Source organism: Marinobacter sp. (assembly GCF_041690455.1).
Taxonomy (GTDB): Bacteria; Pseudomonadota; Gammaproteobacteria; order Pseudomonadales; family Oleiphilaceae; genus Marinobacter.
In genome coordinates this window covers 16,203-42,292 of sequence record NZ_JAWLHI010000008.1, presented here as the reverse complement: position 1 = coordinate 42,292, position 26,090 = coordinate 16,203, and the positions used below count along the sequence as shown (strand labels likewise).

Below are 26,090 nucleotides of genomic sequence, written 5' to 3'. Positions count from 1 at the left end.
AACAACTCTGCAAGGAAGGAGACCATGAACGACACTCCTACCGCCCCCGAGCAGAATCATTTGCTGGCTGCCCTGCCGGAGAACGCAAGAGCACGGATTTTTCCCCGGCTCAAACTGGTTGAACTGAACCTGGGTGAGGTTATTTACGAATCCGGCCAGCCTATTGAGTTTGTCTATTTTCCAACCGACTGCATCATTTCGCTGCTTTACGTCATGATCAACGGCTCGTCCGCCGAAATCTCGGTGGTGGGCAATGAAGGCATTGCAGGTATCGCAGTATTCATGGGCGGAGACAGCACCCCAAGCCGAACGGTTGTGCAAAGCAAGGGGTTCGCTTACCGGATGTCTGCCCCGGACCTCAAGGTTGAGTTCGACAATAATCCAGACGTGAGGGTATTGACCCTACGCTACACCCAGGCACTGATAACCCAGATGTCCCAGACTGCAGTGTGTAACCGCCACCACTCAATCGATCAGCAACTGTGCCGCTGGCTGTTGCTATCCCTTGATCGCCTGCCAGACAACCATCTGACGATGACACAGGAGCTGATCGCCAACATGCTGGGCGTCCGGCGGGAAGGGGTCACCGAAGCCGCCAGCAAGCTTCAGAAACTGGGCATCATCGAATATCATCGCGGTCACATATCCGTACTTGACCGGCCACGACTCGAACAGCTTTGCTGTGAATGCTATGCCGTGGTCAAGCGGGAAACCGACCGCCTGGTCTCTCGAAACCCTAAATACTAGAGCGGTCGTTGCCGACCCGCCGAAACTGGGGGCAAGTGTTCGGCGATGGGGCGCCGATTCAGGATCTTGACCCGATACATCGCCGCATCTGCTTTTTTCAGAAGCTCATCGGCGGTCTCCCCGTTGTCAGGATACACGCTCACCCCGATGCTGAGCTGCAGGGCCACATCATGTCCACCGATTACCATAGGAGCCGCAGCGGCTTCCCGAATTTTATCGGCAACGGCAAAGGCATGATCGGGTTGGGCAATTTCGCTCAACAACACCACAAACTCATCCCCACCATAGCGGCAGACCGTATCCGTCGCTCTTACACACGCCTTTAGTTTTTCGGCCAGCGCAATCAGGATCATGTCCCCGCTTTCATGACCAAGAACGTCATTGATGCTCTTGAAATTATCAAGATCAATAAACAGCAGGGCCATCTGTTGGCCATGCCGCCGCGCCAGCGCCAGAGACTGCTCAAATCGCTCATAAAAAGCGTTGCGGTTGTGCAGGTCGGTCAGGGCATCGTGCTGTGCCAGGTATGCCATGCGGGCGGTGGTTTCCCGTGAGAAGCGGGCGTCATGGAATACGATCACCGCTCCGATAACCACTCCGTAACGGTTATGGATGGGTGCTGCCGAGTCTTCGATGGCAAGCTCCACACCGTCTCTGGCCACCAACAGCGCGTTCGCTTCCAGAGCCACAATACTGTCTGACCGGATGGCTCGCCGCGCAGGATCGGCCATGGGCTTGTGGGAATTCGCATCCAGCACCTGAAAAACCTCACCCAGTGGCCGCCCGATGGCCTCCTGGCGACTGAATCCGGTCAAGGTCTCCGCCACAACATTCATGTAAGACACCCGCCCATCGATATCAGTGCTTAACACCGCATCGCCAATGGAGTCGAGGGTGACCTGTGCCCGCTCCTTCTCTTCAAACAGCTGTTCCTCGGCCTTTTTCCGTGCTCGCTCATGGGCTTTGTAGGTGCTGATATCTTCTACCGTATGCACGTATCCGTGGCCAGGCATGGTATCCGCCAGCAGGGCCGCATTACGGCGGATCCAGACAACCTCTCCATTTGAACGCTTCATCCGTGCCTCACACAGGAAGGACTTGTGACCCAGCACCGCCGCATCCCAGTGCCGGACAACCTTGCCATGATCCTGGGGATGGATGACGGAACTCCAATGCGAGCCGATCAACTCATCGCCGGTCCAACCACAGAGTTTCTGATAGGCCGCATTGCTGTAGAGGCATTTGCCCTCCCGGTCTGTCACCAGAATACCCAGCGGCAAGGTATCGCTCAGCGAAACACCCTTGCCAGGGCTGGCGTTGGCTTGCCTGTCCGCCGCCAGCGGGAAAAAGTCGCGATACCGCAGCATACCTTTACTCCCTGTTTTCGATAATGACTTCAACTCGCCGATTTTGCTGGCGACCCAGTGCAGTGTCATTGCTGGCGACAGGGCGCTCAAATCCAAATCCGGATACCCTCAGTCTGCGACTGTCGATACCACGGTTAATCAGAAACCGTTGAACCGATTCGGCCCGCTGGCGTGACAATGTCTGATTGAAGGCGGCACTGCCCACGTTGTCCGTATGGCCCTCGATCAACACCTGGCGATCGGGGTACTTTTTGAGGAAGTCCGCCAGTTTTTCCAGATTCTGGTTGGTACCTCCCTGAATCTCGGCACTGCCAGTGGCAAACAGAACATCACCCAGGGTCAGGACCAGTCCCCGCTCGGTTGCTTCGGCCTCAAGGGTGTCAATCTGCCGTTGCAGCTCCTCGGCTTCCCGGGCTGACAGGGCGGCAGCTTCTGCCTGTGAGCTGGCTTCGGCGTGGGCACGGTCTGCCTCCAGGGTTCGTGCCGCCAGCCTGGCCGCATCGCGCTGTTCGCCCAGCAGTTCCCGTTCGGCCTCCATCAGCCGGGTCTCGCCTTTGGCCCGGGCGATTTCGATCATCCGGTCGGCCATGTAGATCCGGTGAGCCGCCAATGCCGCCTCGTCGCTATCCAGCGGTTGTTCGGCAAGCTGCACCGCCGATTCCGCATCGCGCAATTCTACGCGGGCATAAGTCGTCATATCGGGGTTCTGTTGCAGTTCGGTCAACTTGGCGCGCACATCCTCCGAACCATCAGGGCTGGTCGGAGACATGGCACATGCGGTCAGGAGTACCGAGGAGAGCAATACTGCGGCACCAGTTTTCGCGCCTGGAACCGGTTTCAAAAAGGATAAGATAGTCATTGCGGATCTCCCTGACGCTGCATCTCTTCGTCGAGTGCCTCAGCACCTCGCTCCATTTCGCGATTGATTTCCGCGGCTTTCGCCGCTTCCGTTCTCGCGATTGCCAGCTCTGCGGCAATTCTGGCCTGCTTCGCCAGGCGATCTGCTTCGGTCATGCGCTCCGCCGCAACGGCTTCATTGGCAGCCACAAGATGCCGGTTCGCCTCTTCCAGTTCAGCGGCAGCGTAGCGACGGGCTTCGGCTTGCTCGGCACTGGTAATGGCATCCCTGGCCATGTTCAAAGACTCAGTGGGTGGTAACGGCGCAGACGCACAGGCGGCCAGGGTCAGTGTTGCGAGAAACAGGATGGTGAACAGGCCGATACGTTCGGCGGCCCGGCGAATTACGTGCATCTTCATAGCATGGCTCCTTATGCCACGGAGCTGCCCGAGCCCCGGTCAAGAGCCCGTGCACTGCCAAGCCTGAACGGTCCGGCAACGCTCCTTATCCTCTACACTAGAGCTCGGCCCGGACAACGTCCGTACGCTAACGCACACAAGACCACCCCCTGGAAAAACACCTAACGCTCGCTATTCGGGTGTCTCAAGGTGGAGTAGACTCAATTTATGGAACTCAGAAGTCTGTTTTTGAGGCACAGTCAGGGAGGTACTTTGGCCGACACCCGCGATTACCCCTACGCCGAGAGCTATGAACGGCTGCGCCGCAGCGCCAGGGACCTGATCGATCATGGAGTCCCGCCACCCAACCGCGGCGGCACACTCAGCGTGGATGCATTGCAACTGCTTTACCAGCGGGCGAGCAGCCCCGAATCCGCTGCCGACGCCCTTAAACTGCTCCATGAGCTCCAGACCTATCAGGTGGAGCTGGATATTCTTTTTGAGCAACTTCAGGCCAACGAACATGAACTCACGGAGGATCTGGCCCATTACAAGTCGCTCTATGAATTTGCTCCTGTGGCTTATCTGATCATTGCCAACGACGGCGTGATTATTGAAGGCAATCAGGCTGCGGGCGTGCTTTTTGGCGAATCCGCCGGGGAGCTTACCGGCAAGGCACTGGGCTCCCTTCTGGCATCGGGCCAGGAGGGCGCGGTTAACGCACTGCTGAGAAGCTCCGGCGATCATGAGTCAGGCAGCCGGGATACAGCAAAAGATTCGGTTAAGCTTCCTGATCACAGCCGGGTGACCATCAGCGCAAGGCCCGCCGCCGGCGGAGACAGCATTCTCATGATACTGACTGAAGCCACAACCTCCCCTATCAATTCCTGATGCGTATTGTTGGTATCGGCGCCTCCGCAGGCGGCCTGGCATCCCTCGAAGATTTCTTCCGGAATACGCCTTCCGATACCGGAATGGCGTTTCTGGTGGTACAGCATCTGGACCCTACCCAGAAGGCGTTGTTGCCGGAACTGCTAAAGCGCTACACCGAAATGCCGGTGTATGAAGCCGAACAGAACATGCCCGTTCGCGCGAATTCCATTTATGTCATCCCGCCAAACCGGGAGTTGCGGGTGTTGGATGACACCCTGAAGCTGGACCAGCCAGCGGAACCCCGCGGCTTGCGCCTCCCCATCAACGTGCTGTTCTCATCCCTGGCCAGCGCACAGAACGAGCAGGCCATAGCTGTTGTACTCTCCGGCATGGGCTCCGATGGCACCCTCGGTCTTCAGGCCATCAAGGCCACCGGGGGGCTGTCAGTGGTGCAGTCGCCCGGGTCGGCCCAGTTCGATGCCATGCCCAAAAGCGCAATTGCCGCCGGCTGCGCCGATATCGTGGCACCCGCCGGCGAATTACCGGCTCGCATACTGGCTTATATCCGGCGCGTTCCCGAGCCCAAACAAGGCCCGGAACATGACCACCACCCCCACACCTCGCTGACACGGCTCGCCCCGATTCTCCACTTGCTGCGAGAACAAACCGGACATGACTTTTCCCTCTACAAGCCCACCTCTCTGAACCGCCGGATTGAGCGACGCATGGCCATCCATCGCATTTCGGATCTGGCCGATTACACCCGCTTCCTGACCGCCAACAATCAGGAAGTGCAGCTGTTATTCCGGGAACTGTTGATCGGCGTCACCCAGTTCTTCCGGGACCCTGACACCTGGAACTACCTGATCGAAGAGGGCCTGCCCGAGCTGCTCGCCAGACAATCGCCTGAACACACGCTGCGTGCCTGGGTGGTGGGTTGCTCAACCGGCGAAGAGGCCTATTCCCTGGCCATTGCGTTTACCGAGGCGCTGGAGCGTGCCAGACAAGACCGGGATCCGGACCTGCAGATTTTTGCCTCCGACATCAGCCCGGAAGCCATTGCCATCGCGCGGAAAGGACAATACCCACTCAGTATTCAAGACGCCGTTTCCGAGACCCGACTGGCGCGTTTTTTCACCAAACACGATAATTATTACCAGATACGCCCATCGATACGGGACAAGGTGTTGTTTGCCCGCCATGATGTCATCCTGGACCCGCCGTTTACCAAACTGGACCTGATTGCCTGCCGCAACCTTCTGATTTACTTCGACCTGACACTACAGCGCCGGATACTGCCCCTGTTTCACTACAGCCTTCGCCCGAACGGATTGTTAATGTTGGGCAGCTCGGAAACCGTTGGCCGGCTGACCCATATGTTCGCTCCCCTGAAGCCGAAAATGCGCCTGTACCGGAGTAAGCCCTACGAATCCATCCGCCACTCGGAGTTCCTGCTAGAATCGTTTCCTCCCATGTCCACCCTGCCCAAGGAGCAATCCGTGTCATCGAACCAGGCGCCTCCACCGGAGACCATCAACAACCTGCAATCCGCTGCAGATCACGTGTTGCTGCAGGTTTATGCACCCGCCGCCGTGGTACTCAATGCCGATGCTGACATCGTGTACATCAGCGGGCGCACCGGGAAGTACCTGGAACCCGCCGCGGGCAAGGCCAACTGGAACATCCATGCCATGGCCCGTGACGGACTGAGAGAAGCACTGTATTCCGCGTTGAAACGGGCATCGGTTCAACCGGAGCCGGTGGAGCTGACCGGACTATTGGTTCAGACCGGCTCCGGCACCCAGGCTGTTGACGTGACCATTCAATCCTTCCGTGAGCCCGATGCCCTGAAGGGCATGACCATGGTGGTGTTCCGCGACGCGCCTGCCCGGCCTGCGTCCCGGCGCCGAAAGTCCGCCCCGGCCGCCGATTCGGACTACGCTGCCGAGATCCAGCGGTATCAGCAGGAAATCGAAAGCCTGCGGCAGCAGGCCAAGCTATCCCGGGAGGAATTGCAGGCCTCCAATGAAGAACTTCAGTCCACCAACGAAGAGTTGCAGTCGGCCAATGAGGAACTGACAACGTCCAAAGAAGAAATGCAGTCGATGAACGAGGAACTGCAGACCATCAACACAGAGCTGCAAACCAAGCTGGATGACCTCGCGCTCGCCCAGAGCGATATGCAGAATGTTCTCAACAGCATCGAAATCGCGGTTCTGTTCCTGGATCAGGACCTGAATGTACGGCGCTACACCGAGCGCGCAGCCGCCATTTTCAGCCTGCGTGAAAGTGATATCGGCCGCCCCCTCAGCGACCTGGCCACCAGTCTCCGCTATCCGGAGCTTCAGGAAGATGCCGGGAAAACGCTGAGCACGCTCGCGGTCAGCGAAAAACAGATTGCCACTAACGATGACCGCTGGTTCTCCGTCCGGATCATGCCCTACCGGCGACTGGATAATGTCATCGACGGCGTGGTCATCACCCTGGTGGATATTACCGACACCAAGAAGCTGGAATCGTCGCTACGGAAGCAGCCCCGGACATGACCCGGTCGGAGTCTGCTGATCGGTTCCCCGGCATGCAATTATTCTGTTTCAGGGCACTGACCCGAAGGCTCAATCGTCAGCGGGATCCTCTGTAAATGCACTGAGGTGAAACGCGATGGCTTCCTCCACCGCATCCATGCCGCATTCTTTGGGCTCCGGAACCTCCCTGCCGGCCAGGACCTCCAGAACAGAGCGGACGCCGTGGGCCAGTGACTCCGTGTTGTAGCCCCCCTCAAGGACAAACGCCAACCGACCCTCGCACAGCCGGTCTGCCAATGACTGCACAACACCGGTCATGGCGGCGCACCCCTCAAAGGATACATTCATAGCCAGATCGTACCAGTGGACGTCGAACCCCGCGGACACCAGAATGAGATCAGGTTTGAAATACTCTGCGGCCGGCACAAGGATCTCGTTGAAGGCCCGGAGATAAGCCACATCACCGGAACCGCCCGGCATGGGCACGTTCACCGTGGCGCCCTCGCCCATCCCCGCACCGACCTCCTGCAAATTACCGCTGCCCGGATAAAAAGGTGAAGCCCGATGGATATCGAACAGCATGACATGCGGGTCGGCCCAGAATATGTCCTGGGTGCCATTGCCATGGTGGACATCCCAATCGACGATCAGCACCCGCTCGCAGCCAAGCTCTGCCAGTGCATGGGCCGCTGCAACGGCAACGTTATTCAGCAGGCAGAAGCCCCTGGCGCGCACCGGTTCTGCATGGTGGCCGGGGGGCCTGACCAGCGCAAAGGCGCTTTGGGTACTGCCTGAAATCACGGCCTCAACTGCTGCGATAGCTGTTCCCGCCGCTACCTCGGCAGCCTCGATACTACCGGGAGATACAGCCGTGGTATCCACATCCAGCCAGGCATTCTTGTTACGAAGGGAAAATACATCATCGAGATAAGACGTAGTGTGAACCCGGGCCAGCTGCTCCCGTGTGGCGACCTTGCCCGGCTCAAACCGAACGCCCTCAACCGGCTCACGCTTCAATAAATCCAGAATGGCATGAATGCGCCCGGGGTGTTCAGGGTATTTCCACTGGACGTTCAGGCCCGCCAGGATCGCCCGGACGCGCTTGTCCAGGCGCCCGGGAAGAAAGGCCGCATTCACATCGGGGGCGTGATTGAGTACCCTTTCATCGTAAAATACGGTGACATCTCTTCGCTCAGTCACAGCTAACTCCATGCTTTGGTTCAGGAGGTGCCAGTGCCATCCCGGCAACCCGCACCGCTGATCAAAGCATAGTCAATGAAACCGATACCCGACACTCAGGCCATGCGTTTCATGATCCGGTCACCCAACAGGTACTGGTGCGCCAGCGCAGCGGCCACGTGAACGCCAATCATCAGCCAGAGCACGTTGGCCAGAACCTCATGGACATCTTCCCCACTTTCTTCCAGCCACTCCATTTCCGGGCCCGAGCCAAACAGCGTCCAGCCAAAGAAGGTGACAGGGTCTCCTTCCCCCAGCGACGTCACCAGTCCGGACAGCGGCATCAGAATCATCAGTGCGTATAGCGCGAAATGCCCTAACCTTGCCATCGTTGCCCAGTGGGCAGACGGATTCAGGCGCGAACGGTTCACCCATCGCCACAGGCCACGAAACAGTACGAGCCCGAACAATGCCAGGCCCAGGCTCTGGTGCCACACCATCAATGAGGCTTCCGAGAGACTGTCTTCCAAACCCTCGAACCAGACCTCACTGGCGAGCATGAACAGCAGCAACACAGCCATAATCCAGTGCATGGCACGGGAAACGGCCCCATAACGGTTCTCAGCATCCATCAGTGTCATCATCTATCTCCTTCAGCAGGGGTGGCGAGAGCCCTCCCCGGGCCCTCGCGCTGACTACCGGATCTCAATCCCGGCGCGAATCACGAGCCGGTACGCCATACCGGTTGAACTCCTGCTCACGGATCAGGTTCTGATCGGCATCCCGCAACTGCACCAGATAGGTGCCGTCTTTGGTCTCCTCCACGGAGACGTCCACCCCCGGGCCAAACCGGCGCAGAGCCTGGCCATAGGCCATGATGCGCATCTCCTCAGTGCTGTACTGCTTGAGATCAGCGTTCATGGGCTTGCCGTCACGGCGATGCTCGTAACGGTCGTCATCCCAGTAATCGTCGTCCGCGGACACCAGAAGCGGGGCTGCACTGAGCAAAGCGGCAGCGGACAGGGCGGCAATCGTGGTGGTTTTCTTCATGATGGAACTCCTTGTGTGATGAAACCCATGACGAAATGTCATTGCTGGTCGGGAATCATTGCACCAAGGAAACGTCGCAGAATTGTCCCGGTCAGGCGGCGAGTTTGTCGCAAATTGTCGCAAGTGCCGGAATCGGGATGATTTTTGACAACATCGTGCCCAAGCGCCCCGACATGTCCCCTATAATCGGTGCAACAGTCAAGCAGACGGAGTAATGAGTGAGCGCTTCTCCCACGATTCTGGTAGTCGACGACCATCGGGACATTCGCGATCTGGTCGGCCGTTATCTGCAGGAACACGGTCTTCGAGTGCTGCTGGCGGATGGCGGGGATGCCATGAAGCGGCAGCTGAGAGCCCACTCTGTGGATCTGGTTGTGCTGGACATCATGATGCCGGGAGACGATGGTCTGACCCTCTGCCGCTACCTTCGGGAGCACACCGAGTTGCCGGTCATTCTTCTGACTGCCATGAGCGAGGAGACCGACCGCATCGTCGGCCTGGAAATGGGCGCCGACGACTACCTGACCAAGCCCTTCAATCCGCGGGAGCTTCTGGCCCGCATCAAGGCAGTCCTGCGCCGCACCACAGCGCTACCCCCCCCAACGCAGCCCCATGGCGGGGCAATGCCTGTCATTCGAGGGCTGGACCCTGGACGTCGACCGTCACCAACTGGTCGACCCGGATGGCGTGGAAGTGTCCCTCAGCACCGCCGAATACAAGTTGCTGCTGGCTTTCCTGGAACACGCCGGTCGCGTGCTGTCACGGGATCAGCTGATGGACCTGACCCTGGGTCGGGAAGCGGATGCCTTTGATCGCAGTATCGATAACCATGTCAGCCGGCTGCGCCGGAAAATTGACCCGGATGCCCGCAACCCCAGACTGATCAAAACCATCTGGGGTGGTGGCTACCAGTGGATTGCCAGCGTGGAAGGGGCAGGACAATGAGGTTATGGCCCCGCCGTGCCGGCGGACAGCTCGCTCTGTTGCTGATCCTGGTGCTTGTAGTGGCGCAGATCATCACCATCGCGATTCTGGCAGGAGAACGCCAGGGTGCCCTGCGCAGCGCCAGCCTTGAGCATGTTCTGGAGCGGATAGCCGACGCGTACGCCCTGCTCGACACCACAGACCCGGAGCGCCAGGAGCGTATATTGCGGGCACTTTCCAGCCCATCCCTGCAGCTTTCCATCGATCCTATGCCTCAGCTGCCCACCGACGAAGCCTCAGCCATGACCCGGCAACTGGCCACGGAACTGGGCCTGACGGGTGAACAGGTACGATCAGCCATGGAAGCGGATGAGGCCGAATGCTTGCCAGGCCGGGAACCGGATGACGATGACCATGAAGACCGGGAGAAACACGACGATGACGACGAGCATCACGAGGACGATGATCGCCGTGAACACCGGGCGGACCGCCACGAATGCCCGCCCATTCTGGGCGTTTCCCTGGCATTGTCGTCGGGCCAGTGGTTCAACGCCCGGGCCCAGCCGCCAGCACCTTCCTGGCTCTGGCTGAAAGCGACCCTCACCAGTGTGGGCATCACTGCCGTGCTTTTGATCCTCACGGTTCTGCTGGCAATCCGACGCATTCTGCAACCGGTGAACGAACTTAGCCAGGCTGCCCATGCCTTCGGTCGTGGTGAGAAAGTCCGGATTCCGGAGTGCGGCCCCGAAGATATTCGCGAAGTGACGCGCGCCTTCAACCAGATGCAGCTCCAGGTCGGCCGAGCGCAGGAAGACAGGGAGCGCCTGTTGGCTGCCCTGGCCCATGATCTGCGAACTCCCATTACCTCCATGCGGCTGCGGGTGGAAATGCTACCTGAAGGCGAAGACCGGGACCGGCTGCTCGATTCTCTGCAAGAGATGCAGCACCTGGCGGAAGCAACGCTCGACTTCATTCGGGGCAGCACCACCGAGCAACACCGACGTTATGACCTCGCCACCCTGCTGGAAAGCCTCTGTGATGATCTCCGGGAAATGGGCCTGGCGGTGGACTGTGAAGACAGCCCACGGTGCGTGCTCCAGGGTCAGCCGGAGGCGGTCAAGCGCGCGCTGCGCAACCTGATCGAGAACGCCGTCAATTACGGGCAAAAGGCCGAAGTGAAGCTGGACGCCTCTGAAAAAGAGGCCATCATCACCATCACCGATCAGGGTCCGGGCATCCCGGAGGCGGAACGGGACCGGGTGTTTCAGCCCTTCTACCGCCTGGAACAGTCTCGCAGCCGCGACACCGGTGGCGCCGGCCTGGGGCTGGCCATCGCACGCACCCTGATTCGGGGCATGGGAGGCGAGATCCAGCTCGACACCGGCCCGGAAGGCAAGGGATTACGAGTGTCTGTGATGTTGCCCATCTCGGTAACCCGCAAATCTGACTGACTGGCCCAACGGAACACCCTCCGGGCAAACGGGTCACGCGCCATTTCCGCAAGCTGTTGTGTTAGGGTAATCCCACCGATTACGGGAGCCTTCTGCAGATGCGGATCCGAATTACCCATCAGAGAATCACAGTCGCCCTGCAACTGGTCCTGCTGGCTGAAGCGATTTTTGCGGTCTGGGGCCAACGCTGGTTCACAGCGTTCCTGACCGCGATGATTATCCTGATCACTTTTTTCCCGGTGCTGTTCGAGCGGCGCTTCCGGATTCACATTCCGCCGGAGCTGCAGCTGGCGGCCATCACCTTTGTGTTTGCCTCGCTATTTCTTGGCGAGATCCGCGATTACTACACCCGGTTCTGGTGGTGGGATATGGCGCTGCACACCATGTCCGGATTCCTGCTGGGCATCATCGGCTTTCTGCTGGTGCACATCATGAACGAAACCGAAAAGATCCATGTGCACATGAAGCCCGGCTTCGTGGCATTTTTTGCCTTCCTGTTTGCCCTGGGGGTGGGCGCCCTGTGGGAGATCTTCGAATTCACCATGGACTCGCTCTTCGGCATGAACATGCAGAAGCCCATGCTGGGCGATCCCTCGGGGCTGACCGATACCATGTGGGACCTGATCGTGGATGCAATTGGCGCGTTCGTGATCTCTTTCCTGGGATGGCGGTACCTGAAAAGACCGGACGCAAAATCCTTTCTTGAGCGCTGGATTGACGGATTCATCGAGCGTAATCCGAGGCTGTTCCGACGCTAGCTGGCCCCGTTGCCCTGCGCAGAAAAACACGACACTCAAACCACCAACAGGTTTCATCACCAAACCATGCTGAAAATCTCCAACGCCGTCGAACTCGCAGACTGGGAAATCCAGATCACCCAGATCCGCGCCCAGGGTGCCGGTGGCCAGAACGTGAACAAGGTGGCCACGGCGGTTCACCTGCGCTTCGACATTCTCCACTCCACCCTGCCGCCCTTTTACAAGGAACGGCTCATGGCGTTATCCGACCAGCGCATCAGCAAAGACGGCATTGTGGTGATCAAGGCGCAATCCTTCCGCACGCTGGAGCAGAACAAGGAGGACGCGCTCGAACGGCTGAAAGAACTCATCCAGGGCGCGGTAAAACAGCAGAAGGCCCGCCGGCCAACCCGCCCGACCAAGGGCTCGCAGCGGCGCAGGGTAGACCGCAAAACCCACAAGGGGAAGATCAAGTCTCTGCGCGGTAAGGTGAAAGCCTGATTGCGCACTGCACAAGTGACGCTGAGGTCTATACTGGGTGTGTTTGACAGTCTTATCACGAAGCCAAGGGAGGCAACATGACAGACGAAAAACAACCCGCATCGAATCCTGAAGAAGAGCTGGCCACTCGCTTTCCTACCGCCTATACCATTCTGTTTCTGCTGATCATTCTGGTTGCAGCACTCACCTGGATTATTCCAGCGGGGCAATATGAACGGGTCATGAACGAAGAGGTCGGACGCGAGGTTGCCGTGCCTGGCACCTATCAAACGGTCGATCCCAACCCACAGGGTTTTGTGGATGTGATGCTGGCCCCGGGGGCCGGTTTTTACGATCCGGACAGTTACACGGCCAATGCTATTGATGTTGCCTTGTTCATTCTCTTCCTTGGCGGATTTCTGGGTGTCATGAATGCCACCGGCGCTATCGACACAGGCATCCGCAGTGCCATGCACCGGCTGGAGGGCCGGGAGATCTGGATGATCCCGATCCTGATGACGCTCTTTGCGATCGGGGGTACAACCTACGGTATGGCAGAGGAGACCCTGGCGTTCTATGCCATTCTCATTCCAGTGATCATTTCGGCAGGGTATGACGCCGTCACCGGGGTTGCCATCATCCTTATAGGTGCCGGTATCGGAGTGCTGGGGTCGACTATTAACCCGTTTGCCACCGTTATTGCCTCCAATGCCGCTGAGATTCCCTTTACTGATGGCATCGTGCTGCGGTTTGTGCTGCTTGTGGGTGGCCTGGTCATTTGTGCCGCGTATGTTATGCGCTATGCCCAGCGGGTCAAGGCGGATCCGTCCCGCTCCGTGGTTGCCAAACAGCTAGAGGCTCACCGCAAGATTTTTCTTCGGGGTGGTGACGAGATTGAAGATTTTACCCTGACGGGTACCCATAAAATCGCCCTGGTTATTTTCGCACTGACGTTTGCTGTAATGATCTGGGGTGTCTCCTCCCAGGGCTGGTGGATGGCCAGAATGGGTGCGCTTTTCCTGGGGTCGGCCATCGTGATCGGTCTGGTCGCCCGATTGGGCGAGAAGAAGCTGACCGGCAGTTTTGTGGACGGCGCCCGCGACCTGCTGGGCGTGGCACTGGTCGTCGGCCTGGCCCGGGGCATAGTGGTGATCATGGAACAGGGCATGATTGCCGACACCATTCTCCATAGCGCAGAAACCACCCTGGGTGGCTTGCCGGAACTGGCCTTTATCAACGTGATGTTCTGGCTGGAAGTAGGCATGAGTTTCTTTGTGCCGTCCTCATCCGGCCTTGCTGTGCTGTCCATGCCGATTCTGGCGCCACTGGCGGACTTCGCCAACGTGGGTCGTGATCTGGTGGTTACCGCTTACCAGTCGGCCAACGGACTGGTCAACCTGATCAACCCGACCTTCGCCGTGGTGGTTGGTGGCCTCGCCATTGGCCGGATCTCCTACGACCGTTGGCTGGCGTTTATCTGGCCCCTGTTGCTGATCCTCACTGTCTTTATCAGTGTGGTCATCAGTATCGGCGCGTTTCTCTAACCCCAAGCAAAGGAGCATGCGGGATGGCTGAACACACTCTTGGCGTTCACTCCGAAACCGGCACCCTCCGGCAGGTCATCGTCTGCCGCCCGGGTCTTGCCCATCGGAGGCTGACACCCTCCAACTGCGATGCACTGTTGTTTGACGATGTATTCTGGGTCAAGCAGGCGCAGAAAGACCACGACGTATTCGCCGGGCTGATGCGTACCCGGGGCGTGGATGTGCTGGACGTTAACGAACTGCTGGCAGAAACCCTTGATATTCCCGAAGCAAGGGCCTGGATTCTGGACCACCGGATCACCTGGAATCATATTGGCGTGGGCATGGTATCCGACCTCCGCGCCTGGATGGACGAGCTTCCGGGCCAGACCCTGGCAGAGTTCCTGATTGGCGGGCTGGAAGTGGGAGACCTGCCTTTCGACCCGGCCGGGCTGTTTGGCAACCATCTGGGGCCTCACGGATTTGTACTTCCACCACTGCCGAACTTTTTGTTCACCCGTGACAACAGCGCCTGGATTTATGGCGGTGTCACTCTGAACCCCATGTACTGGGCCGCGCGCAAACCGGAAACATTGCTGATGAGCGCAATCTACCGTTACCACCCGGCCTTCGCCGGCAAGGTTAACGTGCATTGGGGTGACCCCCTCAAGGACCATGCCCTGGCTACCCTGGAAGGGGGTGACGTCATGCCGGTCGGCAATGGCGCGGTCCTGGTCGGCATGGGGGAGCGTTCCTCACCCCAGGCCATCGGCCAGTTGGCCAAGGCCCTCTTTGATAGCGGAACCGCAGAGCGCGTGATCGCCTGCCAGATTCCCAAAACCCGCTCAGCCATGCACCTCGATACCGTATTCACCTTCTGTGGCGGCAACGTGGTGACAAGCTTCAAGGAAGTCGCCGATGAAATGGTGTGTTACGACCTGCGCCCGGGCAAGGACGGCAAGCATCTGTCATTTGAGCAGGATCCCCGGCCGCTGTTTGACGTTGTCGCCGATGTGCTTGGCTACACTTCCCTGGAGGTGATCGCCACCGGTGGCGACACGCCAGCCGAACGGGAGCGGGAGCAGTGGAACGATGGCAATAACGTGCTGGCCCTGAGCCCGGGCGTGGTTATCGGCTACGACCGCAATGACGATACCAATGCCGCCCTGGAAGCGGCTGGCATCGAGGTGCTTCCGATACCCGGTGCTGAACTTGGCCGGGGCCGGGGCGGCGGGCGGTGCATGAGCTGCCCGACAATACGGGACGCAGTCTGACAAGGAAGGAGCAGAGTCATGGCTTTTAACCTCAAGAACCGGCATTTCCTGACCCTGCGGGATTTTACCCCCCGGGAGATCAGTTTTTTGCTGAAGCTTTCCGCCGATCTGAAAACCGCCAAATACGCCGGCACCGAAGTGCCACAGCTACAGGGAAAGGACATCGCGCTGATCTTCGAAAAGAACTCCACCCGAACCCGGGTCGGGTTTGAAGTTGCAGCGTTCGATCAGGGCGCCCGGGTCACCTATCTGGGGCCGACCGGCACACATATCGGCCACAAGGAATCCGTCAAGGACACCGCCCGGGTGCTGGGGCGTGTATATGACGCTATCGAATACCGGGGGTTCGGCCAGGCGGTTGTGGAGGAACTGGCTCAGTATGCCGGCGTGCCGGTATACAACGGCCTGACCAACGAATTCCACCCCACCCAGATACTGGCAGACTTCCTGACCATGCAGGAACACGTGGAAAAACCCCTTCGGGACGTGGCATTTGTGTTCATCGGGGACGCCGCCAATAACATGGGTGACAGCCTCCTGATCGGTGGCGCGAAGATGGGGATGGATGTTCGCCTGTGTGCCCCCAGGGCCTGCTGGCCCAGCGAGGCGATTCAGAACGAAGCCCAGGCCATTGCCAGTGCCACCGGCGCCAGAATCATGATCACTGAAGACATTGAGGCCGCCGTAACGGGTGTGGATTTTGTCTACACCGACGTTTGGGTGTCCATGGGCGAACCCAAGGAAAAGTGGGCCGAGCGAATCAAACTGCTGCAGCCCTATCAGGTCAATGCTTCCCTGATGGAAAAAACCGGCAACCCCCGGACCAGATTCATGCATTGCCTGCCGGCGTTCCACAATACCGAAACCGCCGTCGGCAAGGACATCCAGACAGAGTTCGGCATTGAAGCCATGGAAGTCACCGACGATGTCTTCGAAAGCCCCGCCTCCATCGTGTTCGACCAGGCGGAGAACCGGATGCACACCATCAAGGCGGTGCTGGTCGCCACTCTTGGCAACTGATGGGAGGAGCCTGACATGCTTGTAGTAGCAGCCCTGGGAGGCAATGCCCTGTTGCGGCGCGGTGAACCGCTGACCGCCGAAGCCCAGCGTGCCAATGTGAAGATCGCCGCAGCGGCACTGGCCGGCATCGTCCGCGCCGGCCACCAACTGGTCATCACTCACGGTAACGGGCCCCAGGTGGGCCTGTTGGCTCTGCAAGGGGCCGCCTACAAACCGGACGAAGCCTACCCGCTGGACGTACTGGGCGCCGAAACCGAAGGCATGATCGGGTACATCATCGAGCAGGAACTGGAAAATGTCCTGGGCCACGACCGGCCAGTGGCAACCCTGCTTACCCAGGTGCTGGTGGACAAGGATGATCCCGCCTTCGACAGGCCCACGAAATTCGTCGGGCCGGTTTACGACAGGGAAGAAGCGGAGGCCAGGGCCGAAGCAGCAGGCTGGCACATAGCGCGGGACGGCGACAAGTGGCGGCGCGTCGTGCCCTCACCCACCCCTCTGGAGATCCCCGACATTCGGGTGCTCAAACTCCTGCTAGATCAGGGCGTCGTCATAATCTGCGCCGGAGGCGGCGGCATTCCCATTCTTCGCCGTGACGACGGCAGCATGGTTGGCGTGGAAGCCGTCATCGACAAGGATGCCGCCAGCGCGCTGCTGGCCCGTCAGCTGAAGGCCGACGCCTTACTGCTGCTCACAGACGTGGATGCCATCTACCGGGACTTTGGCAAAGACGCTGCCACGCCTATCCATGAACTCACTCTCGCCGAGGCCCGCAAGCTGGACCTGCCGGCCGGCTCCATGGGGCCCAAAATGGCGGCAGCGGGAAATTTCGCCGAAAGCGGGGGTATAAGTGGTATCGGCCGGCTGGAGGATGCCCTGGCAATTCTTGAACGCCGGGCAGGAACAAGTGTTATCCGTTAGTGCCCGGGATCTTGCCGACCACCCCATCAGGTGTCACGCTTGTGTTCGTACCCCGGAAAATCCATAACATTCATTCTCTGAGGAACATTCAATGGGAAGCTCGAAACTAATCGGTATCGTGTTGCTGGTTGTGGGCATTGCCCTGCTCTTTTTTGGTTACCAATCCACACAATCCGTAGGTGACCAGCTCACTGAGACAGTAACCGGCCGGTTTACCGATAAGACTATGTGGTACCTGGTAGGTGGTGCGGCAGCAGCCGCGGCGGGCGCTTTCCTCACTTTCCTGAAGAAATAACCAGCCCGGATTGCGAGACCAGGCAGTTCATCAGGGTGATGGACAGGTCCCGGAAGACCGCATCAGAGGCCACGATGCTCGGGAATCGGTCGTGCATCTCACGGCGGCAAACCGAGCTCCGTGCCTCGCTGTCTTTCACGCACTTCGAATGTGCATCCGTGCCCGCAGACTGATCGGTGGCCTGCTCACAGAAAGCAGGAATCTGGGTAACCAGCCAGTCCACGACCACGCTCCGCTGAACCGGATCGGTCGCCAGATTCACGAAGCGGCTAGCGTCCACCGGCTCAGGCTTTTCCCGGGTCTGGTCCCAGAGAACAAAAATCAGCGCAAGTGACACCAGTGTGACGGTGACCGTTGGGAACTTCATCGGCGGACTTCCAGGTTTGTGAAGGTAGTCCGCGATGATAAAGACTCCGCACCGCCAGGACAAAGGCCTGCAAAGACAGAATTGACCCCGGGACAGGCAGTCGCGCAAACTGCGCTGTGACATTCACATCTGAGTGAACACGCATTCGATGCCAGCGATGGACCAGACATTACCTCCCGCGAGACTCGGTTTTCTTTACCCCGGCCACGCTGCCGAGGACGATTACCCCTTGATGGGCGAAATGATCGACCCGCCGGCCGAAATCCATCTGATCCACACTGAGTTTCTTGAAGATGCCCATACCGTCGAGGCGCTGAGTGAAATGGGCAGCATCGAGCGGCTGTCGAAAGGCGCGGAGGCCCTGTCGGGCTCAGGGATTGAATCCGTCATGTGGACGTCCACCAGCGCCAGCTTCGTGCTGGGACTGGACGGCATCCGCCAGCAGATCGACGCCCTTGAAAAAATCCTCTGCGTCCCTGCATCCACAACCGCCATGGCGTTTGCCCGGGCGATCACAGCAATCGATGCAAAAAAAGTGGCCATTGCGGCCACCTATCCGGAGGATGTCGCACAACGCTTCCGCCAGTTCCTCAATCATTTCGACATCGATGTGGTACATCTCTCCAGCCGAGGCATCGTGACCGCTGCAGAAGTGGGTACCTTGGACAAAGAAGCGGTGATCGACTTCGCCGTGGCGAATACCCGCGAGGACGCGGACGCACTGCTGATCCCCGACACCGCCCTCCATTCAGCCGCCTGGCTGACTGACCTGGAGCAAGCCACCGGCAAACCGGTGCTCACCGCCAACCAGGTCAGTTTCTGGGAGGCGCTGCGTTTATGCGGGAAGCTGACGCCCCAAGCGGGACTGGGGCGTTTGTTTGAGGAAGTGCCCTGATCAATTCTCATTGATTTCCGCGTAACGTGAGGCCAGAAACTCAATAAATGCCCTGACCGAAGGCAACATCCCCCGGCGGGACGGAAAAACCAGATGAATGACTTCACGGCGAGGCTCCCAGTCGGTCAAAAGCGATATCAGCGCACCGCTGCCAAGCTCCTCCTGAAGCATCAGTTGAGGTAACTGGACGATCCCCACGCCAGCCAATGCCGCTTTCTTGAGGGCTTCCATATCCGTTGTGGCATAACGAGGCAAAAATGCCACTTCCCTCTTCTCCCCAGATTTGGAAAACAAATGCCAGGCATGCTGACCAAGCGAGCCAGAGCGGCTCAATGCAGGCCACTTTGCAAGATCCTCGGGCTTTTCGGGCAACCCGCCCATCTGATCGACAAGTCGAGGGCTGGCTACAACACACTGCCCCCGATCCGAGAGAACCCGCAAAATGAGATCACTATCTTCCAGCGGCAGTGGCCGAACCCGAAGTGCCACATCAATTCCTTCCGCCAGAACATCAACCCGGCGATTTGTTGCCTCAAGTGACACCGAGATTTTGGGATATTGGCCCATGAACTCGGCCACCATTTCACCGACATGAAAGTGCAGCAAGCCAACAGGACAGGTGACCTTGATCGTCCCGTTGGGTTCGGCCCGAACCTGCTCAATGGCGTCCTCGGCCGCCTCCGCTTCAATGAGCATCGCCCGGCAGTGCTCGTAATATCGTTGCCCGATCTCTGTTACCGAAAACCGCCTTGTTGACCGGTGGATCAGTCTCACACCAAGACGGTCCTCTAGTCCGGCAACACGACGGCTCAGCTTCGATTTTGCCGTTCCGATGGCCCGCTCTGCCGGCGCGAAACCACCAGACTCTACGACCTTAACGAAGTAATACAGATCATTCAGATCCTGCATGGTTTCCCGTCATTGTTCTAAAAATGGAACGCTACGACTTATTTTAGCAGTCTTATCGACTGCCTTTCCCTGATTTAGCCTGAACCTGACTGCCATCGATGAATCCACCGATGGTTCGCCCTTCACGTTCAAATGGAGATAAACATGAGCCAACCCTATGTTCGCCTTGATAAAAACGATGCTGCCGTGCTGCTTGTCGACCACCAGACCGGTTTGTTGTCGCTGGTCAGAGACATCGATCCGGATCGTTTCAAGAACAACGTACTCGCGCTGGCAGACCTGGCGAAATACTTCGACCTGCCCACCATTCTCACCACCAGCTTTGAGGATGGACCGAACGGCCCATTAGTACCGGAACTCAAAGCGACTTTCCCTGAAGCGCCCTACATCGCTCGGCCTGGTCAGATCAACGCGTGGGATAACGAGGACTTCGTGGCGGCAGTGAAAGCGACCGGCAAAAAGCAGCTGATCATTGCCGGCGTGGTAACGGAAGTGTGCGTTGCCTTTCCTACCCTGTCCGCTCTGGCAGAGGACTTTAACGTATTCGTCGTAACCGATGCATCCGGAACCTTCAACGAACTGACCCGGGACTCCGCCTGGGATCGAATGTCCGCAGCTGGCGCACAGCTGATTACCTGGTTCGGAGTAGCTTGTGAACTGCACAGAGACTGGAGAAACGACATTGAAGGCCTCGGGCAGCTTTTCTCTGACCATATTCCTGATTACCGGAACCTGATGAACAGCTACTCAGCACTCACTTCTGCCTGATATTCTGCTTATCACTACGGGGGCGTCACCGGCCTTTTCAATGTTCGGTGGCGCCACTGTACCGCGTCTCCATCCTCAGTTATTGATGCCCTTCGGCGCGGTCCTGGTGGATGAAACCGGAGCGACAAGGTACATGCTGCGCCAAGGTAGGGGGGGGGGCCGCTCCCGATTCTAACTTTCCCTGTTCTTTACTCGAAAAAACCAGAGAATAAAGCCCAAAAAGCCTGATGTTCTTCGCCTCGCCAAACCGTGATGATGGAAACCAGACCAAAAGGAGGCGAGGCGCATGAAGACCATCGACAAGTATCTGCTCTGCTTTGGACAGGAACCAACAGCGCTCAAGCTTATGCCGGATTTCCAGGTGGTGTTCTGCGAGTATCTGGTGGGCGCCAAAGGCGTGTATCTCTGGGTAGAGCAGTCTCCGGTAGCTTCCGGAAAAGCCACAACCAGACGCTTCATTGTTGCCCGCCCGGGCAAGTCGGTGCCGGATCATTACGAGTATGTGGATTCTGCTGTCGATCCGTTCGGCTCGACCGCTCATCATGTCTTCCAGCTACCAGTGAAAGTGGCAGGACGTAACTGGGCCATACAGTCGGCTTATGGCCAGGCATCCCAAGTCACCAGATCCTGAAAACTTTTCCAGCGATGCAGATAGGGTATGTATCAGGGAGCTGGACTAGGACTTCAGCGTGTGCGGCCGATACAGCGCCGTACCCAGCACCAGGAAAAACCCGGTAAGAACCTGATCCATCGATTACCGGAATTTCCGGTTGGCCTTGCCATGACAGTCCCCTCAGCCGGGTTTCCGGGCCTCGGTCGCCGGAACTTTCAGCATAAGCAAGAAGCCTACCAGCAGGAATACGAGGATGGTGCTCATCCCCCAACGCTGGCTATCGGTCAGTGCGGTCACCGCGCCCACCAATAAGGGGCCGGCGAACGCAGTGGCTTTACCGGAAAAGGCGAACAGGCCGAACATCTGGGTCTGCAGGTGAGGCGGAGCCACGCGGGCCAGATGTGAACGGCTGGCCGATTGCAGCGGCCCCACAAAAATACCCAGAATCATGCCCCACACCCAGAAAGCGGTGGCGCTGTCTACCACCAGGATAGCCAGAGCGCTGCTACCCAGTCCCACCAACGCCAGCAGGATGGTATTACGCCCTCCCAGGGCGTCATCTATCCAGGCAAAACCCAGCGCACCCAGGCCTGCCGTCACGTTCAGGGCAATGGCGAATTGCAGCACTTCGGTGGGACTCATATTAAAGGTACCGGCGGCGTAGACGCCCCCGAAGGTAAAGATGGTCGCCAGGCCGTCGGTGTAAAGCATGCGGGCGATCAGGAATCGCACAATGTCCTTGTATTGCCGGACATGGGCGATGGACTCCTTCAGTTGCACGAATCCGGCACGGGCAGCAGCCGCCAGGTTCAGGCCAGTGGGCGGCCGGTCAGGGGTGAATATAAACGCCGGCAGCGAAAACACCAGATACCAGACAGCCACGAGCACGAAGGTCGCGCGCACGTGTTCGGCCTGATCCCGGTCCAGGCTGAAGAGATTGGCGTCGGTCTCGATAAAGCCGTACAGCGCGACCACCAGGCTTGTGACACCACCCATGTACCCCAGCCCCCAGGCCCAGCCTGACCAACGGCCGGTACGCTCCTGACTGGCCATATCCGGCAGCATGGCATTGTAGAAAATGAACGCGAACTCGGCGCCGAGGGTGCCCAGCCCTACCCATAACGCAGCGTTCCAGAACTGGTCCTGATCTGGTGTAACAGTCCACAGCATGGCGCATGACACCACGCACAGCAGGGTAAAGCTGATCAACCAGGGCTTACGGCGCCCTGACTGGTCTGCAATGGCCCCCAGCATCGGCGCGAGGACCGCAATGAACACACCGGAGATGCCCACGATGTTACCCCAGGCATTGGTGCCGGCGACCTTATCCTGCACCACCGAGACGCTGAAGTACTGGGCAAAGACAAACGTGAGAATGATGGTGAAAAAGGCACTGTTGGCCCAGTCATAGAGCGCCCAGGACCAGAGTGCGCGTTTGTCTTCCTGAGCGCCTGGAGACTGGGCATGGGGCATGTGTGGTGGCATGTTCGGCTCGGCTAGTGATCCATACAAGGGAGTTCCGTGGCGTGATTGTGGCCGGTATCAAGCCAAATGCCCAGCCCCGCGGGATTAAAGCGACTTCACTCGGATTCTGCAGCAATCTCCTGGAACGCCCGGACCAGCGCATCCGGCTCCTGGGCCCCGGAGATGAGGTACTTGTTGTTGATAATGAACGCAGGCACCGCCGAGACGCCCGCCTGCTGGTAGGTCGCTTCGTCTTTGCGTACCACCTCGGCAAACTGGTCCGAATCAAGCACCTCTGCGGCCTTCGCTGAGTCCAGCCCGGCATTTTCCACGCAACTCAATAGAACGTCCCGGTCGGATACGTTTTCGGCGCGGCCGAAATAGGCGTCGAACAATGCCTGTTTCATCGCGGTCTGCCGGCCCTGCTCGCCGGCCCATTTCACCAGTCTGTGGGCATCGAAGGTATTGCAGGTGAATCGCTCCTGCATCTTCTCGAAGTTGAGGCCCAGATCCTTTGCGATCGTCATCATCTGGCTCTGGGTGGCCCTCATCTCGTCCTCGCTGCGCCCGTATTTCCGGGCCAGTGCCGGCAGGATGGGCTCACCCTCGCCGCTGTGATCCGGGTTCAGTTCAAACGCATGCCATTGAACGGTGAAATCATACTCTGGCGCCAACTGTTCCATAGCCTGCTCGAGGCGGGCGTAGCCGATCGCGCACCAGGGGCAGGCTATGTCGGAAACAATGTCGATCTGCATCTTGTTCATGGTGGCTCCTGTTAATAGACCTGAAAGATCGTCCGATAAAACTGCATGGTTTTGCCTAGAAGCCCGGACCCGCCAATACTTCCTGCAGGTCACCTTTCAACTCCTCCGGCGCAGTGATCCAGAGTTCCCCCTGCCCACCGGGAAACACCCCGATTTCGAGCCCGTCCCGGGTTAATCCCGGCACCCACTTCCTGAAGAAGTCCGGCAGGGAAATCGCTTTGGGAGAAAGATCGCCTGCCCCTTTCGCGTACTCGGTTGCGAATTCTGCGCTTGGCCAGACCGGCAGATAGGCCACGCCGTCTTCTTCCGAGACGATCTTCAGAAAGTGATTGTCGGCATTGACCAGAATCCAGATCTCGCGCTCCTCGCCCACTGCGTCCAGAAAGTAGTCGTAGCGTTCCTCACCGTCCATATTGAGGGCTTGGGTTAACGGGTTATCACTCATGAAGTTCCACCGGGAAGTTGGATGTTGATCAAGGAGTCTACCGTAAACCCGGCAGGTGAGCTTTCACAAGATCAGCGTGAGGCCGCCGGTAATCACCGCGAAAAGGATGGACAGCCCGATCAGCATTTTCCAGGGGAACGGAGGCGGGGGCGGTTCAACCGCCAGCTGCTCCTCCAGATACCGTTTCAGCAACAGGGTGTTTCGGGTATTGGCCTTGTAGATGGCGTCGAACGCATCCCCCACTACAGGGAGCAGGCCACCGAGAAAATCGATGCCCATGTTGCGCAGCATTTGCAGCTTCACCGCCCGGCTCGCGCCCACGCGCTGTGCCTCGACAAGCACATAGGCGGACAACACCAGGCCAACCATGTCGCCCACGCCTGGCAGAAGCCCGATGATAGCTTCCACTCCGATCCGGAATCGGGTGAAGGGAAGACCAATGCTGCTGTCGGTAAATCGACTGAACTTCTCCAGGCGGCGGAGTGTTGCGCGCTGCCTGGCTTCGGTGAGCTGTTGAGTCATGGAATCTCCACTGGCCATCTATCAGGCTGGCATGGGCTAACCCACCAATGATTACGCTGTCGGTGCCAGCAGGTCGCCTGGTTACACCTCCTCGCCCAAGTGCCGGATATTCTTGCACCAAGAACTTCAATCAGCATTGCAGCTATCCGTGGGAGGTTCGCATTTCCTCGTAAATGCGTCGAATACTTTTACATCTCTGTTCAGCGTGTCCTTCCGACGTCAGCGTCGATAACCGCATCACTCGTCCAAATAACTGTTATTTATTCATATATAGAAAAATGGTTCAAAGCATGCGTGATCGGTCGTGTCAGACGGGAAATCTTCTTTTCTAACGATTTGGCAATACCTCTACGAAGGAAAACAGGAGATTAAACATGAAGCAATACGATCGCTTCTTACGTTCAACTTTGGCCCTGGCGTTCGCAATCGCCGGGCTGTCAACAGGCTCTGCGTTCGCTGCGCAGATTACCGATTGGAATCTGGACAATGTGGTTACCTCTGGCCCCGACATCGACGGGAATTACTTCAGCACGATCTACGACAAGGCTCCCGTGGATAGTTCAGCCAGTACCAACGGCTATATCAAATACGATCTGGATGAGGGTGCGGCCCCCGGACTTAAGGTCGTCAACGATGCTCCGGTTGGGGTTTCAGGCTCTCCGGTTGATAACTGCATCATGGCGGCTGGCAGCGCAACCTGTAACGGCGAGTTCCAGAGCGGCAAGCGCTTCAAGCTTGACCAGACGGAAGCTGGCCCGATCGACCTGGTATTTGATTTGGGCGGCAATTGGGTAAATGAAGACAATGACGGGCTATACAGGATCTTCCAAAAGTACGGCAACAACACAGGCGGCACCCTGGACGGATTCAACATCGGCCTGGGATTCGGGATCGGAGACACGTTTGAGTACTCCATCGAAGGCGACGGCTTGAGTTTTGTTGACTTCGGCGAGGATCCAAAGGACAGCCAGTTCAGTTCACTCTTTGCACAGGGGCTGTTTGGTGTGGACGAGACGCATGACCGCATCCGGGGTTACTTCAGCGGTGAGCGCAGCGGTTTTGGCCTGGATCTGGTGAACGAGGACCTGTTCCAGAGCACGGGGCTGTTTGGCGGCGAGTTTGGTTATGAAGCCCTGTTCGGTGACTGGATGTCCTATTCCATGGCACCCGATGGTTACTTCTATGACGATGACGGCGATCCCTCAACCGATGCTATTCTGATGGCGCACTTCGATGCCGCCACAGGCAAATGGATCATGAACCGAGCGCTTGATGACGATGGTAATATCGTGCCCACCGCTGAAGGAAACGAAGGCTCCCAGTATGACAGCATTGCTGAGGTAGAGGCCGCGTTGCAGGAGCAGGCACTGGTGAGTGGGCTTACGCTTGCCACATGCCCTGACGAGGCGGTCCTCGGAACGCCCTGCCTGGCTGGCACCGACGCGATTGAAGACCTTGCCAAGTTCAACGTAAGCTACTTCCTTGACACCTTAAACCTGGACCTGTTTAGCAATCCGGTAAACATGGAACTATTCAGTAATCCCTTTAATTTGGACCTAGGTGATCAGGATACGTTTACCTTGCGCATTAGCGCTGTCAGATCGGTAGCGGTAGCAGTGCCGGAGCCCAGCACTCTTGCACTATTTGCAGCGGGGCTGATAGCCCTTCTGGGTCGGCGTTGCGCCGACCGACGCAAAGGCATCACGGCCTGAGCCAACGGTATCAGCACTTTTTAGCCGGG

27 protein-coding genes and 1 pseudogene are annotated in these 26,090 nt (G+C 58.4%); 16 read left to right on the top strand and 12 right to left on the bottom strand.

The window, feature by feature from the left end; translation table 11 throughout:
- Window positions 1–24: 24 nt before the first annotated feature.
- Window positions 25–747 carry a Crp/Fnr family transcriptional regulator gene (locus tag ACESMW_RS03185; RefSeq protein WP_372985632.1) on the top strand — a complete coding sequence of 241 codons (723 nt, stop codon included), beginning with the start codon at window positions 25–27 and terminating at the stop codon, window positions 745–747.
- Here the strand turns inward: ACESMW_RS03185 and ACESMW_RS03180 are convergent.
- The 3 genes from ACESMW_RS03180 to ACESMW_RS03170 are packed head-to-tail and all read right to left on the bottom strand — an operon-like array spanning window position 744 to window position 3,371.
- Window positions 744–2,114, bottom strand: a complete 1,371-nt coding sequence (locus ACESMW_RS03180) for a diguanylate cyclase domain-containing protein (protein WP_372985631.1) — start codon at window positions 2,112–2,114, stop codon at window positions 744–746. The genes ACESMW_RS03185 and ACESMW_RS03180 overlap by 4 nt on opposite strands.
- Before the next feature lie 4 nt (window positions 2,115–2,118).
- Window positions 2,119–2,973, bottom strand: a complete 855-nt coding sequence (locus ACESMW_RS03175) for an OmpA family protein (RefSeq protein WP_372985630.1) — start codon at window positions 2,971–2,973, stop codon at window positions 2,119–2,121.
- A complete protein-coding gene (locus tag ACESMW_RS03170; RefSeq protein WP_372985629.1) occupies window positions 2,970–3,371 on the bottom strand; it encodes a DUF4398 domain-containing protein in 402 nt (133 codons plus the stop codon). The genes ACESMW_RS03175 and ACESMW_RS03170 overlap by 4 nt, the downstream gene beginning before the upstream one ends.
- Before the next feature lie 252 nt (window positions 3,372–3,623).
- Between ACESMW_RS03170 and ACESMW_RS03165 the strand changes: the two genes are divergently transcribed.
- Both ACESMW_RS03165 and ACESMW_RS03160 read left to right on the top strand, forming a co-directional pair.
- Entirely contained in the window at window positions 3,624–4,241 is a 618-nt protein-coding gene (locus ACESMW_RS03165) for a PAS domain S-box protein (RefSeq protein WP_372985628.1), read from the top strand.
- Window positions 4,241–6,769 carry a chemotaxis protein CheB gene (locus ACESMW_RS03160; RefSeq protein WP_372985627.1) on the top strand — a complete coding sequence of 843 codons (2,529 nt, stop codon included), beginning with the start codon at window positions 4,241–4,243 and terminating at the stop codon, window positions 6,767–6,769. The genes ACESMW_RS03165 and ACESMW_RS03160 overlap by 1 nt, the downstream gene beginning before the upstream one ends.
- A gap of 69 nt (window positions 6,770–6,838) precedes the next feature.
- On the opposite strand, the gene ACESMW_RS03155 is transcribed toward ACESMW_RS03160, so the two are convergent.
- From ACESMW_RS03155 to ACESMW_RS03145, 3 genes are all read right to left on the bottom strand, one after another.
- A complete protein-coding gene (locus ACESMW_RS03155) occupies window positions 6,839–7,948 on the bottom strand; it encodes a histone deacetylase (RefSeq protein ID WP_372985626.1) in 1,110 nt (369 codons plus the stop codon).
- Between the two features lie 95 nt (window positions 7,949–8,043).
- Window positions 8,044–8,568, bottom strand: coding sequence for a cytochrome b (locus ACESMW_RS03150; protein WP_372985625.1), 525 nt, complete (start codon window positions 8,566–8,568; stop codon window positions 8,044–8,046).
- Between the two features lie 64 nt (window positions 8,569–8,632).
- Window positions 8,633–8,977: a hypothetical protein gene (locus ACESMW_RS03145; protein ID WP_372985624.1), complete on the bottom strand. Its 345-nt coding sequence runs from the start codon at window positions 8,975–8,977 to the stop codon at window positions 8,633–8,635.
- 218 nt (window positions 8,978–9,195) lie between these two features.
- On the opposite strand from ACESMW_RS03145, the pseudogene ACESMW_RS03140 reads away from it, so the two are divergent.
- The 9 genes and pseudogenes from ACESMW_RS03140 (at window position 9,196) to ACESMW_RS03100 (ending at window position 17,602) form a co-directional block, all read left to right on the top strand.
- Window positions 9,196–9,922, top strand: a pseudogene (locus tag ACESMW_RS03140) (response regulator).
- Window positions 9,919–11,352, top strand: a complete 1,434-nt coding sequence (locus ACESMW_RS03135; RefSeq protein WP_372985623.1) for an ATP-binding protein — start codon at window positions 9,919–9,921, stop codon at window positions 11,350–11,352. Before ACESMW_RS03140 ends, ACESMW_RS03135 begins: the two are co-directional and overlap by 4 nt.
- 98 nt (window positions 11,353–11,450) lie before the next feature.
- On the top strand, window positions 11,451–12,110 hold the full coding sequence (locus tag ACESMW_RS03130; RefSeq protein ID WP_372985622.1) for a hypothetical protein: 660 nt from the start codon (window positions 11,451–11,453) through the stop codon (window positions 12,108–12,110).
- Between the two features lie 66 nt (window positions 12,111–12,176).
- Window positions 12,177–12,590, top strand: a complete 414-nt coding sequence (arfB, locus tag ACESMW_RS03125; RefSeq protein WP_372985621.1) for an alternative ribosome rescue aminoacyl-tRNA hydrolase ArfB — start codon at window positions 12,177–12,179, stop codon at window positions 12,588–12,590.
- A 77-nt stretch (window positions 12,591–12,667) separates the two neighbouring features.
- Entirely contained in the window at window positions 12,668–14,113 is a 1,446-nt protein-coding gene (locus tag ACESMW_RS03120; protein ID WP_372985620.1) for a YfcC family protein, read from the top strand.
- Between the two features lie 23 nt (window positions 14,114–14,136).
- Entirely contained in the window at window positions 14,137–15,366 is a 1,230-nt protein-coding gene (locus ACESMW_RS03115) for an arginine deiminase (RefSeq protein WP_372985619.1), read from the top strand.
- An 18-nt stretch (window positions 15,367–15,384) separates the two neighbouring features.
- Window positions 15,385–16,386, top strand: a complete 1,002-nt coding sequence (gene argF / locus ACESMW_RS03110) for an ornithine carbamoyltransferase (protein WP_372985618.1) — start codon at window positions 15,385–15,387, stop codon at window positions 16,384–16,386.
- A 15-nt stretch (window positions 16,387–16,401) separates the two neighbouring features.
- Window positions 16,402–17,307 carry a carbamate kinase gene (gene arcC, locus ACESMW_RS03105; RefSeq protein ID WP_372985617.1) on the top strand — a complete coding sequence of 302 codons (906 nt, stop codon included), beginning with the start codon at window positions 16,402–16,404 and terminating at the stop codon, window positions 17,305–17,307.
- A 91-nt stretch (window positions 17,308–17,398) separates the two neighbouring features.
- Entirely contained in the window at window positions 17,399–17,602 is a 204-nt protein-coding gene (locus tag ACESMW_RS03100) for a DUF3185 family protein (RefSeq protein ID WP_372985616.1), read from the top strand.
- On the opposite strand, the gene ACESMW_RS03095 is transcribed toward ACESMW_RS03100, so the two are convergent.
- Window positions 17,583–17,969 (bottom strand): hypothetical protein, encoded by a 387-nt coding sequence (locus ACESMW_RS03095; RefSeq protein ID WP_372985615.1) that lies wholly within the window; start codon window positions 17,967–17,969, stop codon window positions 17,583–17,585. The two genes, ACESMW_RS03100 and ACESMW_RS03095, sit on opposite strands and share 20 nt — an antisense overlap.
- Window positions 17,970–18,126: 157 nt before the next feature.
- On the opposite strand from ACESMW_RS03095, the gene ACESMW_RS03090 reads away from it, so the two are divergent.
- Window positions 18,127–18,864: a maleate cis-trans isomerase gene (locus tag ACESMW_RS03090; RefSeq protein WP_372985614.1), complete on the top strand. Its 738-nt coding sequence runs from the start codon at window positions 18,127–18,129 to the stop codon at window positions 18,862–18,864.
- Here ACESMW_RS03090 and ACESMW_RS03085 read toward each other — a convergent pair whose 3' ends face one another.
- A complete protein-coding gene (locus ACESMW_RS03085) occupies window positions 18,865–19,773 on the bottom strand; it encodes a LysR family transcriptional regulator (RefSeq protein WP_372985613.1) in 909 nt (302 codons plus the stop codon).
- 144 nt (window positions 19,774–19,917) lie between these two features.
- On the opposite strand from ACESMW_RS03085, the gene ycaC reads away from it, so the two are divergent.
- Window positions 19,918–20,541: an isochorismate family cysteine hydrolase YcaC gene (ycaC, locus tag ACESMW_RS03080; protein ID WP_372985612.1), complete on the top strand. Its 624-nt coding sequence runs from the start codon at window positions 19,918–19,920 to the stop codon at window positions 20,539–20,541.
- A gap of 286 nt (window positions 20,542–20,827) precedes the next feature.
- A complete protein-coding gene (locus ACESMW_RS03075; protein ID WP_372985611.1) occupies window positions 20,828–21,172 on the top strand; it encodes a hypothetical protein in 345 nt (114 codons plus the stop codon).
- Between the two features lie 162 nt (window positions 21,173–21,334).
- Here ACESMW_RS03075 and ACESMW_RS03070 read toward each other — a convergent pair whose 3' ends face one another.
- The 4 genes from ACESMW_RS03070 to ACESMW_RS03055 all read right to left on the bottom strand — a co-directional run bounded on the left by ACESMW_RS03070 (window position 21,335) and on the right by ACESMW_RS03055 (window position 24,349).
- Window positions 21,335–22,639 (bottom strand): MFS transporter, encoded by a 1,305-nt coding sequence (locus ACESMW_RS03070; protein ID WP_372985610.1) that lies wholly within the window; start codon window positions 22,637–22,639, stop codon window positions 21,335–21,337.
- Window positions 22,640–22,734: 95 nt separating this feature from the next.
- Window positions 22,735–23,382, bottom strand: coding sequence for a DsbA family oxidoreductase (locus ACESMW_RS03065; protein ID WP_372985609.1), 648 nt, complete (start codon window positions 23,380–23,382; stop codon window positions 22,735–22,737).
- A gap of 55 nt (window positions 23,383–23,437) precedes the next feature.
- Window positions 23,438–23,827: a DUF2750 domain-containing protein gene (locus ACESMW_RS03060; protein WP_372985608.1), complete on the bottom strand. Its 390-nt coding sequence runs from the start codon at window positions 23,825–23,827 to the stop codon at window positions 23,438–23,440.
- Between the two features lie 63 nt (window positions 23,828–23,890).
- Complete coding sequence (locus ACESMW_RS03055) at window positions 23,891–24,349, bottom strand: DUF4112 domain-containing protein (protein ID WP_372985607.1); 459 nt, start codon at window positions 24,347–24,349, stop codon at window positions 23,891–23,893.
- Between the two features lie 374 nt (window positions 24,350–24,723).
- Here ACESMW_RS03055 and ACESMW_RS03050 point away from each other — a divergent pair, with 374 nt between their 5' ends.
- Window positions 24,724–26,061, top strand: coding sequence for a PEP-CTERM sorting domain-containing protein (locus ACESMW_RS03050; RefSeq protein ID WP_372985606.1), 1,338 nt, complete (start codon window positions 24,724–24,726; stop codon window positions 26,059–26,061).
- Window positions 26,062–26,090 lie beyond the last annotated feature (29 nt).

Excerpts from the sequence above, each read along its gene's own strand:
- ACESMW_RS03115 (WP_372985619.1), top strand. The coding sequence starts at position 14,137 with ATGGCTGAACACACTCTTGGCGTTCACTCCGAAACCGGCACCCTCCGG.
- ACESMW_RS03085 (WP_372985613.1), bottom strand. The coding sequence starts at position 19,773 with ATGCAGGATCTGAATGATCTGTATTACTTCGTTAAGGTCGTAGAGTCT.
- ACESMW_RS03055 (WP_372985607.1), bottom strand. The coding sequence starts at position 24,349 with ATGACTCAACAGCTCACCGAAGCCAGGCAGCGCGCAACACTCCGCCGC.
- arfB (WP_372985621.1), top strand. The coding sequence starts at position 12,177 with ATGCTGAAAATCTCCAACGCCGTCGAACTCGCAGACTGGGAAATCCAG.
- ACESMW_RS03100 (WP_372985616.1), top strand. The coding sequence starts at position 17,399 with ATGGGAAGCTCGAAACTAATCGGTATCGTGTTGCTGGTTGTGGGCATT.
- ACESMW_RS03170 (WP_372985629.1), bottom strand. The coding sequence starts at position 3,371 with ATGAAGATGCACGTAATTCGCCGGGCCGCCGAACGTATCGGCCTGTTC.
- ACESMW_RS03095 (WP_372985615.1), bottom strand. The coding sequence starts at position 17,969 with ATGAAGTTCCCAACGGTCACCGTCACACTGGTGTCACTTGCGCTGATT.
- ACESMW_RS03145 (WP_372985624.1), bottom strand. The coding sequence starts at position 8,977 with ATGAAGAAAACCACCACGATTGCCGCCCTGTCCGCTGCCGCTTTGCTC.
- ACESMW_RS03050 (WP_372985606.1), top strand. The coding sequence starts at position 24,724 with ATGAAGCAATACGATCGCTTCTTACGTTCAACTTTGGCCCTGGCGTTC.
- ACESMW_RS03175 (WP_372985630.1), bottom strand. The coding sequence starts at position 2,973 with ATGACTATCTTATCCTTTTTGAAACCGGTTCCAGGCGCGAAAACTGGT.
- ACESMW_RS03075 (WP_372985611.1), top strand. The coding sequence starts at position 20,828 with ATGAAGACCATCGACAAGTATCTGCTCTGCTTTGGACAGGAACCAACA.
- ycaC (WP_372985612.1), top strand. The coding sequence starts at position 19,918 with ATGAGCCAACCCTATGTTCGCCTTGATAAAAACGATGCTGCCGTGCTG.
- ACESMW_RS03180 (WP_372985631.1), bottom strand. The coding sequence starts at position 2,114 with ATGCTGCGGTATCGCGACTTTTTCCCGCTGGCGGCGGACAGGCAAGCC.
- ACESMW_RS03090 (WP_372985614.1), top strand. The coding sequence starts at position 18,127 with ATGGACCAGACATTACCTCCCGCGAGACTCGGTTTTCTTTACCCCGGC.
- arcC (WP_372985617.1), top strand. The coding sequence starts at position 16,402 with ATGCTTGTAGTAGCAGCCCTGGGAGGCAATGCCCTGTTGCGGCGCGGT.
- ACESMW_RS03185 (WP_372985632.1), top strand. The coding sequence starts at position 25 with ATGAACGACACTCCTACCGCCCCCGAGCAGAATCATTTGCTGGCTGCC.
- ACESMW_RS03120 (WP_372985620.1), top strand. The coding sequence starts at position 12,668 with ATGACAGACGAAAAACAACCCGCATCGAATCCTGAAGAAGAGCTGGCC.
- argF (WP_372985618.1), top strand. The coding sequence starts at position 15,385 with ATGGCTTTTAACCTCAAGAACCGGCATTTCCTGACCCTGCGGGATTTT.
- ACESMW_RS03160 (WP_372985627.1), top strand. The coding sequence starts at position 4,241 with ATGCGTATTGTTGGTATCGGCGCCTCCGCAGGCGGCCTGGCATCCCTC.
- ACESMW_RS03130 (WP_372985622.1), top strand. The coding sequence starts at position 11,451 with ATGCGGATCCGAATTACCCATCAGAGAATCACAGTCGCCCTGCAACTG.
- ACESMW_RS03065 (WP_372985609.1), bottom strand. The coding sequence starts at position 23,382 with ATGAACAAGATGCAGATCGACATTGTTTCCGACATAGCCTGCCCCTGG.
- ACESMW_RS03060 (WP_372985608.1), bottom strand. The coding sequence starts at position 23,827 with ATGAGTGATAACCCGTTAACCCAAGCCCTCAATATGGACGGTGAGGAA.
- ACESMW_RS03150 (WP_372985625.1), bottom strand. The coding sequence starts at position 8,568 with ATGACACTGATGGATGCTGAGAACCGTTATGGGGCCGTTTCCCGTGCC.
- ACESMW_RS03070 (WP_372985610.1), bottom strand. The coding sequence starts at position 22,639 with ATGCCACCACACATGCCCCATGCCCAGTCTCCAGGCGCTCAGGAAGAC.
- ACESMW_RS03135 (WP_372985623.1), top strand. The coding sequence starts at position 9,919 with ATGAGGTTATGGCCCCGCCGTGCCGGCGGACAGCTCGCTCTGTTGCTG.